This is a genomic window from Dyadobacter psychrophilus (genome assembly GCF_900167945.1).
Classification (GTDB): Bacteria; Bacteroidota; Bacteroidia; order Cytophagales; family Spirosomataceae; genus Dyadobacter; species Dyadobacter psychrophilus.
On record NZ_FUZA01000001.1, the window covers coordinates 1,184,891 to 1,199,780 of the forward strand.

Annotated in this window: 9 protein-coding genes; 2 read left to right on the forward strand and 7 right to left on the reverse strand. The window is 45.6% G+C overall.

Going from position 1 to position 14,890, the window contains the following annotated elements:
• Positions 1-4 precede the first annotated feature (4 nt).
• Both B5X68_RS05180 and B5X68_RS05185 read left to right on the forward strand, forming a co-directional pair.
• The gene (locus B5X68_RS05180; protein ID WP_229208285.1) at positions 5-841 is read left to right on the forward strand and encodes a carbohydrate-binding family 9-like protein; all 837 of its coding nucleotides are present in this window, start codon (positions 5-7) and stop codon (positions 839-841) included.
• Entirely contained in the window at positions 838-1,764 is a 927-nt protein-coding gene (locus B5X68_RS05185) for a serine hydrolase (RefSeq protein WP_082213555.1), read from the forward strand. Before B5X68_RS05180 ends, B5X68_RS05185 begins: the two co-directional genes overlap by 4 nt.
• A 41-nt stretch (positions 1,765-1,805) precedes the next feature.
• Here B5X68_RS05185 and B5X68_RS05190 read toward each other — a convergent pair whose 3' ends face one another.
• From B5X68_RS05190 to B5X68_RS05220, 7 genes are all read right to left on the reverse strand, one after another.
• Positions 1,806-3,014: a hypothetical protein gene (locus tag B5X68_RS05190; protein ID WP_082213556.1), complete on the reverse strand. Its 1,209-nt coding sequence runs from the start codon at positions 3,012-3,014 to the stop codon at positions 1,806-1,808.
• A gap of 110 nt (positions 3,015-3,124) precedes the next feature.
• On the reverse strand, positions 3,125-3,412 hold the full coding sequence (locus B5X68_RS05195; RefSeq protein ID WP_082213557.1) for a hypothetical protein: 288 nt from the start codon (positions 3,410-3,412) through the stop codon (positions 3,125-3,127).
• Between the two features lie 57 nt (positions 3,413-3,469).
• Positions 3,470-5,869: an ABC transporter permease gene (locus B5X68_RS05200; RefSeq protein WP_082213558.1), complete on the reverse strand. Its 2,400-nt coding sequence runs from the start codon at positions 5,867-5,869 to the stop codon at positions 3,470-3,472.
• Between the two features lie 150 nt (positions 5,870-6,019).
• Positions 6,020-7,435, reverse strand: coding sequence for a capsule assembly Wzi family protein (locus B5X68_RS05205; RefSeq protein ID WP_229208286.1), 1,416 nt, complete (start codon positions 7,433-7,435; stop codon positions 6,020-6,022).
• Positions 7,436-7,622: 187 nt separating this feature from the next.
• Positions 7,623-10,040, reverse strand: coding sequence for an ABC transporter permease (locus tag B5X68_RS05210; protein WP_082213560.1), 2,418 nt, complete (start codon positions 10,038-10,040; stop codon positions 7,623-7,625).
• An 11-nt stretch (positions 10,041-10,051) separates the two neighbouring features.
• Positions 10,052-12,472: an ABC transporter permease gene (locus tag B5X68_RS05215; RefSeq protein WP_082213561.1), complete on the reverse strand. Its 2,421-nt coding sequence runs from the start codon at positions 12,470-12,472 to the stop codon at positions 10,052-10,054.
• 12 nt (positions 12,473-12,484) lie between these two features.
• Complete coding sequence (locus B5X68_RS05220; RefSeq protein ID WP_082213562.1) at positions 12,485-14,863, reverse strand: ABC transporter permease; 2,379 nt, start codon at positions 14,861-14,863, stop codon at positions 12,485-12,487.
• Between the last annotated feature and the right edge of the window lie 27 nt (positions 14,864-14,890).

Here is a 14,890-nt window from a genome sequence, read left to right on the forward strand (position 1 = left end):
GCAAGTGAAATTGAATTACCTGAACCTTACCTCTTTACTTCTTCTCGCTAACCTTATTACATTCAAAGCAGCATTTGCCCAGAATGACCATCCCAAAAAATACATTTGCCAGCAGACTGCAAGTCCGATCAAAATAGATGGCAAGCTAGACGAGCGCTCCTGGAAAAAAGCGCCCTGGACTTCGCGGTTTGTTGACATCGAAGGAAATAAAAAACCGCTTCCTTACCAGCAGACACAAGCCAAAATGTTGTGGGACAACGAGTATCTATACATTGCGGCGGTGATCGAGGAAACGCACATCTGGGCTTACCAGGAGAAAAAGGACCAGATCGTTTACCTTGAAAACGACTTTGAAGTGTTTATTGATCCGGATAGCGACGGAGAGAATTATTATGAGCTTGAAGTAAATGCTATCAACAACACATTTGACCTTTTCCTGCCCAAAACTTACAAAAAAGGAGGTCGGGCGCAGTTGAAATGGGACATTAAGGATCTCAAATCGGCTGTAAGCATCGAGGGAACGCTCAATAATGCCAAAGACACAGACAAGCGCTGGACTTTGGAAATAGCCATTCCATTTGCATCACTCACCAATGAAAATGTGCCTGCGATCATCCCTGTAAACGGTTCACAATGGCGGATCAACTTTTCCCGTGTAAACTGGCAACACGAAGTATCTGCGGATGGGAAATATGCACGAAAAAGAAATCCTGAAACAGGTAAAGTCCTGCCCGAATACAATTGGGTGTGGTCGCCGCAAGGCATCATTAACATGCATTTCCCGGAATTCTGGGGTCATCTTCAATTTGTTGGTTCAAAAGATAAGAAGAATACTAAATGAGAAATTACCTGCTTTCAATCCTACTGTTTTCTGTATCATTTGTAAACGCCCAGCCATCCGCTGCTGGCAAAACAACCGTGGATCACAAGCTTGTCAAAAAGCTGGAAGCTGCTATGGCGGGTTTCAAAGGCGATGCGGGAATTTATGTGCGCAATCTGAAAACGAACCGTGTCGCAGAAGTGAACGCGGATTCCGTTTTCCCCACAGCAAGCATGGTTAAGGTGCCCATTTTGTGCGGAATTTTAGACAAAATCAATCGTGGGGAAGTCGCGTTCAACCAGGAGCTGATCTATCGCGATTCTTTGAAATACGATAACGGCATTGTGGGATCATTCCGGGATAGCACCCGGATTGCTTTGCCAAAAATTGTCCATCTGATGATCTCTCAGAGTGACAACACGGGAAGTTTATGGCTTCAAGCAATGGCTGGTGGCGGCGCAACGATTAACCAATGGCTGGATAACAACGGATTTGCCAATATCCGCGTCAATTCCCGCACACCGGGACGAAAAGAAAATCAGGCTAAATATGGCTGGGGTCAAACGACGCCGCGCGAAATGGCTGAACTGGTGGCGATGATCCGCAATGGTAAGGCGATCAGTCCGGCAGTAAGCGAGCGCATGTATCGTTATCTGGGCATGCAGTTTTGGGACGGAGAATCTATTTCGCAGGTTCCGCCCACCATCAAGATCGCTGCCAAGAGCGGTGCGGTGAATCAGGCCAAGTCGGAAGTGCTGGTCATTCACGCGCCTCATGGAGATTATGTGTTTTGTGTAGCCACAAAAAACCAGGAGGATCAGGCCTGGCAAAAGAACAACGAAGGCTATGTGCTGATCCGCAAGCTATCCGCCATTATCTGGAACCACTTCGAACCGAAAAGCGACTGGAAACCGTTGCCTGAATCGGAAAAATACTGGTTTTAAAAAACCCTCCGGATCTTGACGACCCGGAAGGTTTATCATGGCTAATGACTTTCGTCTGACTCAATGCCCAGCACACTCAACCGATAAGGCGTGGCTGAAACTTTGATTTTTTCAACTTTCGAAAAATCGGCGACATTTATCCGCAGCAATTCTCCGTTTTTGGGCTGGGTAATGTATATAAATCGTGTAGTTGCTTCCATTTGAGGCTTTTGCGTTTCATCTTTGGCCGTTGGCGGAATTACGGATCCGGCTTTCTTCTCAGAATTCGTTTTCAGATCGAAAATCCGCACTTCGCCGCTGTGCAGTAGTGCGATAAGGTTATTGCCCGCATAATCCACTTTTACCTGCATAATGTCGGCATTGGCGAAAATGAGCGTTACTGTATTAGCAACTATATCAATCATGTAGGCGCCTTTTGCTGCTGTGTATCCGATAAATTTCCCGGCCCCTTTCGCTTCCAGAATTGATCCGAACCACGCGTCACCAAAGTCGGCAGGATGCGCTATAAGCCTTTGTTTTCCGCTGGGTTCTACAACCAGAATCCCGCTGGAAGAGCCAAAAAGTGATACTGAACCATTCGTAGCGTTGCCGTGAATGCCCTTTGTTTGAATTGTAGAAGCGAAAAGTGTTTTTCCGGAAGCGTCAATGATCTTTACGCGTTCGGGTAATGTGCCGGCAACGGAACCGTCTTTTTCAGTTACTGCATAAGTGCCGTTATCAAACTTGGTCATGGCGCCATGGTGGGCAATGTTTCCGGTGTTGATAACCGTCATTTTGGCTCCCGGCGTATGAAAATCCGCTTCCTTTGCAATGGCAAGCGTCCCGTCACCATCATTGAATGTGATAATTTCATCGCCTTTGCTTTTAAAATGCGTGGGCTTGTTTCCTGTGCCGGTTAATGCGCCAAATTTGGGCGTTCCTTTGACGTCCACATGGTCGCCGTGACCTTCAAAGCCGGTATCAAAGAGCTGTACGAAATTATTGGCGCCGTTAACCAGCGCACCAAAACGGCCGGCCTGCGTTCCATACAATGCGGATTTCGGAAACTGGGCTTCAAACTTTTCAACCGTAAGCTTGACAGGATCCACAAGTGAAATTTCCTTGCTAACCTCATCATTAACCAGGATCCGGATGAATTTGAATTCGCTTTGCGCGACCGGCTCAACCTGATTGTCGTCGTCCTTATCGCAGGATGCAAGCGCGAAAACAAAGCCAAGTGTCAAGAGTGTTTTGAATAAATTCTTTTTCATAAAAAAATCTTTAAATGCAACAATGATGCAAATATAGAACCACCAGATTCAATAATGCAACAATGATGCAAATAAAGATTTTCGAATTGTAACCGATTTATCGTAAAAAACTAAGCAATCGCCTCCCTAAGCAAATTCCGGCTTTCTTTTTTGACAAATGTGATCGGCACGAAATCGTCATTGGGTGCGCCTATATAGTAAACCGTCCATTCCGGATCGTGGTGCGAAAGCATTTCACTGATGCAGTCAGCACGGTGTGCAACCGGATTTGAGCAGTCTTCCCAATAAAAAAGCTCGACACGGTAAAACAAGTTCTGCTTGATACCATTGATTGTTACTTCAACTTTAATCTCCTGCTTTCCTTGAAGCGGTGGGATTGGGATGGCGATATGGCTCATGATTATTATAGATTAGAAATTCAACATAGCTGAGGTATTTAGCAATGAAAATCTGATTTACTCACTTCGTAATGATTTCACGGGGTTTGTCAATGCTGCTTTAATGCTTTGGAAGCTGATGGTAAGCAACGCGACCACGACAGAAAGTGCACCGGCCAGCAGGAAGATCCACCATTCAATATCGATCCTATACGCAAAATCTTTCAGCCAGGTGCTTACCGCCCACCAGGCAACGGGGCTCGCGATGATGATCGAGGCGATGACGAGCTTTAAAAAATCCTTGGAAAGCAACGCAACAATGCCTGCAACGGACGCACCCATTACTTTGCGCACGCCAATCTCCTTAATGCGGCGTTCTGCCGAGTATGAGGCCAGCCCGAACAAACCAAGACAGGACACAAAAATAGCCATCCCGGCAAGAATACCGACGATCTCACTTACCTGACTATCAGCCTTATATAAAGTTGCAAAATGATCGTCCAGAAACGAATATTTAAACTCCTGCCCAGGCACAATGTTGTTCCATACCCCCTGAATACCCGCAATGGCCTGCTTGGCATCCTTGCCTTTTATCCGCACAGACATTTCTCCATAACCCCAATCTTTTTGGTTGAAAAGACAAAGCGTTTCTATTTTATGATGCAGCGAATTAAAGTTGAAATCCTTCGCGACTCCGACGATCACACCGGCTGAATCCATGCCTGAAAAACCAAAATGCTTTCCTACCAATGTTTGCAGCGTCAATTTCGGTTGATCCTTTAAAAGCTCTTTGGCCAGTGACTCATTGACAATGTAAGCCTTTGCATTATCCGCAGCATCGTCACGGAAATTCCTGCCAGCTATGATTTTAATTTTATATAAAGACAAATAATCCGGATCCACAACCACTTGCGAGGAAGCGATTTCCTTCTGCGGACCATCGCCATGAAATGTTACACCAGTCTGGTGCAGATTATTGCCGAGCCGTTGCTGGGAACCGGTAACGGCGGACACAAATGAGCTGGATAGCAATTCTTGTTTCAGCGCCTGATATTTTGGCCCAGACTTGGAATCGAGCGGAATAATCAGAACCTGTTCTTTGTCAAAACCCGGATCTTTCTGTTCCATATAACGTAACTGCTTTACAGCGAAGCCCGTAGCAATGATCAGAAACACAGCACTCGAGAATTGTGCGATAACCAGCAAATTCCTGAAACTCGCTTTTCCGGTCTTTAATGTGCCTTTCAAAACCGCGATCGGCTGAAATGACGACAGAAAAGCGGCCGGGTACAAACCGGAGAATATGCCAATCACCACGGTTCCGGACAAAATGCCTAATAGCAGCGAAGGGTTAGTAAAAAAGGCAAAATCAAGCTGACGCTGACTGAAATTGCTTACCACGGGAATCAGCAGCTTCACCATCACAATCGCCAGCACCAATGCCATGAAAGCAAGCAAAATAGATTCGCCTATAAACTGACCGGCCAGCTGAAACCGTTGTGCGCCAATAGATTTCCTGATCCCCACTTCCTTGGCCCGTCCAGTGGAACGGGCTGTGGACAAATTCATAAAGTTAACGCAGGCGATGACCAGCACAATGATGCCGATCACGGAGAATATGTAAGTATAACTGCGGTCGAATTTCTGATAATTGATATAATCATGGGTAATCTCCGTTGACTTCCCATGCACATCTGCAAGCGGTTGCAGAAAAAGTTCATAATTACCCGCTCCTTCTTTGCTCATGTGCCGGCCCAGATAGGCAGGAAACTTTTTTTCCAATGCGGCTATATTGGCATCGGGGGCGAGTTCCAGGTAAGTTACCAGCCAGTTTCCGCCCCAGTTATCCATATTTTCCGGCCTGATAATCGTGCTGAACGAAAACAATGCGTCGAACTGCAGGTGCGAGTTGGCCGGAACATTTTCCATGACACCGGTCACTTTAAATGTTAGCGTATCCTGGCCATAATGCATGATGGATTTGCCGATCGGGTTTTGATTTCCAAAAATGCTCGCCACGCTTTTCTCTGAAAGAACCACTGTATTCGGCTCTTTCAGCACATTCTGCTTTTGGCCGTCAATGAGCTTGTAGTCAAACATTTCCAGAAAGTTCGAATCGACCCACAGCGCATTGGGCAGCTCTGATTTCTTTTCCTGGTAAAGCAATCCGACGTTATCAAACTTTCGGATGCGAACGAAATTCTTTATCTCAGGATACTCGTTTTTGAGTGTCGGGCCCATAGGAAACATGGAAAGGGCCACTTTTTGAGGTGCCACCATGCCCTTGAACTTCTGGACTTCATCGAGCCGGTAAATGTTTTTGGAATGGATCTTATCAAAACTGTTTTCATAAAAAACGAAAACCATAATGAGGATGCAGGCGGCCATCCCTATCGCAAGGCCAATAATGTTGATCCCGGAAAAGACTTTATTCTTCCAGATATTGCGAAAAGCAATTTTCAGGTAATTTTTGAGCATAGTATGACAGGAATAAGATAAGAGATCAGCAACAAATTTATGCCACCAACACCAATGTGTTAATTATCAATATCTTAACCGCTTAAAAACGAACAAAGTTGTCCGAAATCGGACAACTTTGTTCGGCTGTGAACAGCTTGAAATTCCCTTCTACCAGGTCCTTTTTATACCAAAATAACCGCCTGCAGAGTTTACAAAAAGATCGCCGTTATCCAGGCCCAATTTTGCCGTCAGCATAGTCTTTTTCAAGTGGGGAAATGCATATTCACCAGCCAGATAAGTGGATAACTGGCCGCGAACAGGATTAAATGCTTCTCCGGGCATCCCAAAGTTACGGCTGTATGAAACCTTCAATGTGAGTGCGAGTGTATTCCGCCAGCTTCCCTGCACACCTGCATACCAAACATTGACACGGTTACCAGGAAAATAGCGACCACTCGTCGGATTGGATTGGTCCATGTCCTTACCGGGGACAATAAACGGCGTGCCGACAGTGCGGTCAAAATAGGACCAACCCTTGGCATATTGAGAATGATTAAAATAATTATCAGCGCCCTGAAAAGTGCTTCCGGGAATGTAGAACGTAGATCCGGACTGGTCTTTCGTTGTCAGGAATTCGAGGGTAAGGCGTGTTACTGCAAAGCCCGATTTATTTGACAAGGCATTGGTTTTCAGATTAATACCAAATAACCCGTCTGGCACATTCTTGAAAATCATGCTGGAAACGTCTTCGAACGGATGTTGATGGTAAATGAAAAGCTGCTTGTCGTCCAGCTTGGTTTCAAAGGCAAAATCATAACTCCCCAAATGATTGCCCAACCGATAGCTGTCAAATGAACCGTAACCGTTTTTGGTAAACCAATTTTTAGAAGTGTAGGCCAGCACAACATTAGGATAAAACTTCCAGGACGATGGCAATTCACCATTCAACGCCAATTCGGGGTGTTTTTTCAACTCCTCCGAATGACCCGCCCAAAGTACATTATGGTTGAGTCCCAGGTAGAATTTGCTTTTGGATTTAACCTTTCCCAGCCTGAAATAAAGGAATTTCTGATGAAGCCTGACGCCCTTGATATAATCTGTATCAAACCATCCATGCGAGAAGCCTGCATGTACGGCCAGGAAATTGCGTGTAAATTTTAACGGAACAAATGTTATAGTCCCGATCTGCACCTTTGGAATTGGCAATGCATTTCCCGAACCCGCATAAAAACCGGAGGACAATGTTGTATCACCCAAACCCATTACTTCGCGCCGTCTTCCTGCGTAAATTTCCAGCATTTTGAACCTTGCCTTCACATGCGCTTCGGGCAACCGGACATTGAACTGATCATGGTCACTATACGTAACAACCGGATTGACTGCAAATCCCCAATCTGTCTTTCGTGGCCGATTGGAAAGGCTGTCGAAAAAAACGTAGTCTCTCCGGATCGAGCCTTGAATTTGTCCTGCCGGGCCGGTCTTGGGCACGATACCAAATTGATTGGTGCGCAGCCAGAAGGGGGTCGTTTCAGGGGAGGAAATGTATGCACCGGCTTCCAGTCCAGCTTTCAAATCCAAGGGCAAAGTATTCTCGGTTTGCGCATTTACACGCAGACAACGAAAGGCAAAGAGGCAGATAGTGGTGTAAAAAATCAGTCTAAACCTGAGCATAACGCACTTAAATGAAGGATTACCCTGCAAGATAAAGACGTTTATACAAATACTTCCTACCTATAAATTATTTCAATATTATTATCCGGTGTTCCTCATGCTACTCACTTTTCAACGTTTTCACGGGATCAAGCAATGCTGCCCGAATGGCCTGATAACTTACGGTAAGTAATGTAATCAACAGTGCACCGACGCCCGTGCCTGCGAATATCCACCAGGACACTTCAGTTCGGTAAGCGTATTTCACCAGCCATTCCTGCATGGCATACCAGGCAATGGGCGTGGCAATTACGGCGGCAATGATCACCAGCTGAACAAAATCCTGGGACAACATTTGCCAGAGGTTCCGGACGGATGCGCCCAAAACTTTGCGGATCCCAATTTCCTTGGTCCGTTGCTCAGCTACAAACGATGCCAGTCCGAAAAGGCCCAGGCACGAAATGAAAATGGCGAGAGAGGCGAAGAAACCGGCCAGCTTTCCCATCCGCTCTTCGGAACGGAATTTGGCATCGTACTCCTGGTCGGCAAATTTGTATTCAAAAGGCACAGTGGGTGTGAGTTTCCGAAACACCGCTTCGATTTCGGGTAATGCTGCACTGGCCTTTACCTGATCATTGAGCCTTATATTTATCCAGTTAGGTTCGCCAAATAGAAAAAAAACGCTGGGCGCTACTTTTTGGAACGGAGATTCCATCACCATATCTTTTACAACGCCCAAAATCCTGAAATTCTTTTTAATATCATTCGTCATCCAATGACTTTGCCAGCTTACCGTCTCACCCACGGGCTGCTTGAAACCGAGTAACTTCGCAGCAGTTTCGTTGATGACAAATCCGGCGGAATCAGATGCCAGATTACTGGAAAAATTACGGCCCGCTAGAAACTTCCAGTTCACCACATCCGCATACTCCGGCGAGACAGTGAGTGTGCTGAAACCAGGCGGATTTTCCATCGTCATGCCTTTCCAACTGAAACCTCCGTTCTGCGACCAGACATCCGTAACCGGACTTTGCGACAGAGCAACATTTTCCACAACGCCCGTCCGCTTCAGTTCAGCGCTGATGAGCTCCGACTTTTTATAAAAATCATCTGACTTCATTTCCACCATCAGCAAGCCATCGCGCGAATATCCTACCGGACGGTTCTTGGCAAAATTGACCTGACTATAAATAATGATCGTGCAAATTACGAGCGCGATGGAAACAGTGAACTGCATAACGACCAGCACTTTACGGGGCAAGGAAGCGAAACGTCCAACCTGAATAATGCTTCCTTTCAAAACCTTCACGGGTTGGAAAGAGGTGAGATACAATGCGGGATAACTTCCCGACAAAATGCCTGTAATGAGAATAAACGCGATGCTGGTAAGCCAGAAATACAGATTGGTTGCAGGGACACTCATTTGCTTGGCAGACAGATCATTGAACCACGGCAGGGACAGATCTAATAACAGCATCGCAATAGCAAATGCCAGCAATACGACGAGGAATGATTCAGTAAAGAACTGCCCGATCAACTGTAAGCGCAACGATCCGATTGCCTTACGGATGCCCACTTCCTTGGCCCGCTTTTCGGACCGCGCTGTACTCAGGTTCATGAAGTTAATGCAGGCCAGTAAGAGGACAAAAAAGCCGATCACTCCCACGAGCCACACATATTGCACCGGCCCGGAATCCACCTGCCCGTTTTTGAAGTTAGAATAAAGATGCCAGTCGCTCATCGGATGTACCCACATTTGCGGATTGGTCGCGGCCTCGTTTTTCATGTTGTCCAGATGCCTGATCGCATTTAATTCCGAATCTTTGATCGCCGACGAAGCCTTCGCAAAATCGATATCTGGCTTAACCTCCACGAAAATTGTCAATGCATGGTTATCCCATTGTTTTTCACGCATATATTGATTCCTGGCAACAAAATAATCCCAGCTTCCGAAAAACTGAACATCGTAAAATTGCGAATTTTTCGGAAAATCGGCATAGATGCCTGACACTTTCAAATGTAGATCCGAGTTAACCGTAACCACCTGATTCATTGGATCGCTCTTACCAAAAAGGGCTTTCGCCGCAGACGCCGACAACATGATGGATTGCTGATCCTGTAAGCTGGCCCACGACCCGCGAAGCATTTCCAGCGACAACATTTCTGGACCTTCGGGCGCAATGAACTGACCTTTTCTATTCAGTTTTTTCTCCCCTACTGTCAGAATGCTTTCGCTCGTATGCGTGGATGGTACGATGTGCTTGAAACTCTCGCTATAATTGGTTTTCAGCTCCTGAATGAAGGGATAAGGAACCGATTTTGACGTTTGCAATTCACCGCCAAACACCTGATCAACTACGATCATCCCGATCCGGTCGTAGTTTTTATGATTCTTATTGAATGATAACTCGTCATAGATCCAGAGTCCGGCGAGCATGGAAACTGCCATGCCAATGGCTAACCCTCCAATGTTGATAACCGAGTAACCTTTACTTTTCAGCAGGTTCCTGCGTGCGATTTTAAGATAGTTTCTGAGCATGGCTTTTGTTTTTACTCACTTTTCAATGTTTTTACCGGATTCGTTAAGGCGGCTTTGATGCTTTGAAAACTAATGGTAACAAATGCAACCAAAATCGCCGCTATGCCTGCGATCACAAAGATCTGCCAGGAAACAATGGTCTTGAAAGCGAAATTTTCCAGCCACTTATTCATCGCCCACCAGGAAATCGGCGTGGCGATCACGATGGCAATAAAGACCAGTTTCAGAAAATCGCCGGAGAACAATCCCGTAATGCTCGCTACCGAAGCGCCCAAAACTTTGCGGATGCCAATTTCCTTAGTGCGTTGCTCGGCGGTGAAAGTGGCCAGGCCAAATAATCCGAGGCATGCGATGACGACGCCGATGAATGAAAAATAGCGTACAAGATTGGATGTCCGTTCCTCCTTTTCGTAGTTTTTCTGAAAATCACTGTCCAGGAAGGAATATTCAAAAGGTGAACCGGGATTTATTTTTTTCCACGCTTGCCCTATTTTCCCGATCAAAGCGCCATAATTGCCGCCCTGCACATCCACGATCAGATAAGTATTTGTGGAGCTAAAAAAGGGAGAGACAGTCAACGCAAGTGGCTTGATCTCTTGCTGCAAAGACTCAAAATGATAATCCTTAACGACGCCAATAATCGTCATGGTAATTTTCCGGTCATTAAAATCGGAATAAATCTTCTTCCCTACCGCATTATCCATATTGTAGCCGAGCTTTTTAATGGCAACTTCATTCAGGATTAATGCATTGGAATCGGCTGTAAATTGGTTGGAAAAGCCTCTGCCTTGCAGCAATTGAATGCCCAGTGTTTTGATATAATCATTATCAATGTTGGCAAAACTAACGTCCACATTTTCTTTCATTGTCTTACCCTCGGCGTAAAAAAGCATGTCCAAAACATTCTCGATGCCTGGATACGTGGAGCCGACAGCGGACGATCTGACTTGCGGAATGTTGGCAATCTCATTTTTGAAAGTCCTGTAATTTTGACCTGCTTCGGTCGTCTGCAAAGGCAGGATCAACTTCTGGCTTTTGCTGAAACCCAGGTTTTGGTTACGCATATATTCCATCTGCTGGCTGATCAAAATCGCACCGAGGATTAGTACGATGGAAACCGTGAATTGGAAAACTACGAGTCCTTTTCGTACAAAAACGGCCGAAATATTGTTTTTAAATCTCCCTTTCAAAGTCGCGATCGGAGAAAAAGAAGATAGATAAAAAGCCGGGTAAAAACCTGCCAGCAGGCCCGTTATAATGGTCAAAGCAAACAAGTAGCCGTAGATCTCGGGATGTTGCAGTAAGGTTAATGTCTTATTCGTCAGCTGATTAAATAATGGCAAAAGCAATTTGAGAAACGGCAGCGAGATCAAAAGCGCCAACATGCTCAGCAGCAGTGATTCCCATAAAAACTGGCCTACCAGCGAACTCCTTGCCGCACCCACCACTTTTTTCACTCCCACTTCCTTGGCACGCTTTTCACTTCTGGCCGTGCTCAGGTTCATGAAGTTAATGCAGGCGATCAGCAACAGAAACGCTGCCACCGATCCAAAAATGTAGAGGTATTTGACATTTCCGTTTGGCGCTACTTCAAAATCAAAATTCGAATAAAGATAGATATCGGTTAATGGCTGAATAAAAAGCTTTTTTGAAATCTGCATCACCTTGAAATCCGCTGCGCCATTCCTCTTTAAAAATGCACCCAGCTTTCCTTCGAGCGCAGCCGCCTGATCTGCATCTTTCAGTTTGAAATAAGTATGAAAAATATTGTTAGACGCCCAGTTTGTTTGCCCGCGTGCCCATTGGCCTACATCGCTGTTGTTCATGGAAAGCAGCATATTGGCCGGAATGTGTGACTTGTGGCCGTTATTCCGGAGTACACCTTTAACAGTATACGCAGTAACGGCGAATGGAAGGTTAACATTAATCACCTTATCCACAGGATTTACATTGCCAAACATCTTGCTTGCAATATCCTCCGTTATAATGATCGAATTAGGCTGGTTCAATGCCGTTTTCTGATCACCATATTTAAAATCATACGTGAAAATCTGAAAGAAAGTTGAATCGACATAATAGCCATTGGTCTCATAAAACTGCTTTTCGCCCGTTTGATTTTTTAACAGGAATTTATCGATACCCGGCATTCTCAGTAGCCTGGTGACCTGCTCCACTTCTGGAAAATCGCGCTTTAAACCAGCTGCCAATGGCCCCGGAGCTGCAACCCACTTTTCGCCCTGCACATCCGACGCGACCCGAAAAATCCGCTCACGGTCCACATGATGCTTATCATAGCTGATCTCATCCAGCACATATAATGTGATGAGCGTGCAGGTAGTGATGCCGATGGCTAGCCCAAATACATTAATGGTGCTATAAACCTTGTTTTTCAACAGGCTTCGCCAAGCGATTTTCAAATAGTTTCGTATCATAAGATTGTGGTTTTACTCGCTTTTCAAACTCTTTACCGGATCCATAACAGCGGCCTTAATAGCCTGATATCCAACCGTAACCAATGCTAATGTGCAGATAGAAACCGCAGAAATCAGAAATACATTAATCCCGATCTCCGCATGATAGGCAAACCCCTGCAGCCAGCGGTTCATAGCCCAGCCAATCAGCGGGAAAGCAATGATCATCGCGATCATGACCAGTTTGAGGAAATCGACGGAAAGCAACATGGTAACGTCTTGTATGGTCGCGCCCACTACTTTCCTGATCCCGATTTCCTTCTGTCGCCGCTGTGCGGTGAAAGCGGCAAGCCCGAACAATCCGAGGCATGAGATCAGGATCGCAAGTCCCGCAAAATATTGAGATAAAATGCCAATGCGCTGCTCTGATGCGTATAGTGCATTGTAATTCTCATCCAAAAACTGATATTCAAATACATTGCCTTTGTGGAAGTCAGCAAATGTTTGCTTAACCCGCGCAATCGTCTGTGTTTCGGTTCCGGCCTGCATTTTTACCATAATGTTAGGCATTACCGGGTAAGTCTGGAAAAAGCATGGCTTCACTTTTTCGTACAGCGACTCAAAATTAAAATCTTTGACAACTCCCACGATCTGTCGTTTCTGATCCCAGAACTTCACCGTCTTCCCAACCGGATCTTTGAGCCCCATGCTTTTGATAGCCGCCTCATTGAACACGATCTCTTTTTGCGAATTACTGTTTTGCGAGAAGCTACGACCCTCTTTCAGTTGCATACCCGCTGTTTCAATGAAGTTGTAACCCACTTCCAGGTTGGCGAAATCGACATTTTTTCCAGGCTGTTTTCCCGGCCATTGCATGTCGGAAATGGCGCCATGGCTGCCTGTCAGGTCGTGATAGTAACTGGATACATTTTTAACTCCCGGCAATTCTTTGAGCTGACCTACAAACGCTTCGGAACGTTTCAAACTCGCCGAGTCCATGCTCATTGGAATTTCAAAATGGATAATGTTATCGCGGCTGTAACCCAGATTTTTGGCCTGAATAAATTTGATCTGCCGGTAAACGACCAGCACGGAAACGATAAAAATAACCGAGATCGTGAATTGAAATACAACCAGCCCTTTCCTCAGCCAAAGTTCGCTGACAGAGGTTTTGAATGCGCCTTTCAGAACCGAAATTGTATTGAAACCCGATAAATAAAAGGCCGGATAACTGCCTGCAATAAGTCCGGTTACCAATGTGATAACCAGCGCCGAGGCAACCATTTTTATATCAAAATCCAGTATAATATTCTTGCCGGTAACCTGGTTGAACTGAGGCAATAGTAAGAAAACCAGCGCGATAGCGACAAACAATGCTAAAAATGCCATCATTACCGATTCGCCGAGATATTGCGCCACCAATGATCCCCGCTTCGCGCCAATCGCCTTCTTAATACCCACTTCCTTCATCCTGCCTGATGCCTTAGCGGTGGACAAATTCATAAAATTAATGCAGGCAATAATGAGAATAAATAATGCTATGATAGAGAAAAGCCGAACATAAGTAATTCTGCCACCGGCCTGAACGCCGTTTTCGAAATGTCCATGCAGATATTTATCCGAAAACTTGACTGCCAGCAAAGTAATGTCAGTGCCTTTGTCCTTTGTAGTGAGAAATGCCTTGATCTTGGTATTAAACCCCTCACTGTCTGCCTCTTGCCTTAAAATTACATAGGTGTTCGGATCGCTGTTGGACCAGGATTTCATGCCCTCCCGCTTTGCCACATACAGATCAAAATTGAAAAGCAGGTCGAAATGCTCAGTCGCGTTTGCAGGATTCTCTTTGAAAATCAGGCCAATGTTGTACATGCCACCAAACTCGCCATGTTCCCATTTTATCGTTTTACCAATAATATTATCGGTCGTATGAAACAGTTTCAGTGCCAAAGCATACGAAATGCCTACGGTCTGATTGTCCCTGAAAAGACTTTTAGCGTCGCCGTCAATGACCGGGCAGCTGAACACATTGAAATAATCTCTTCCTACAAACTGCCCACCGGCTTTCAGGTGTGTATCATTAAAAGTGACGGTTCCTTTATCCGAAAACCAGGACGCAGGAAGGACCGTTACCGCATTTTCGACCTCAGGGAACTCCGCAGCCAGGGAAGTAGCGAGCGGGCCGGCGGTGTGTTGAATCGTTTTAATGCCGTCCTCACTCTTATGGTTCGCCATGATCTGATACATCCGGTCGTCCTTTTCGTTGTATTTGTCGACATGCAGCTCGTCGTTTACCCAAAGATAAATGAGCAATGTGCAGGCCAGTCCGGTAGAAAGCCCGATCAGGTTGAGCAATGTAAACTGGCGTTCCTTCAAAAGGTTTCGCCAGGCGATTTTCAAATAGTTCTTGATCATAGCAAACCCGTTTATGAGTGATTTACT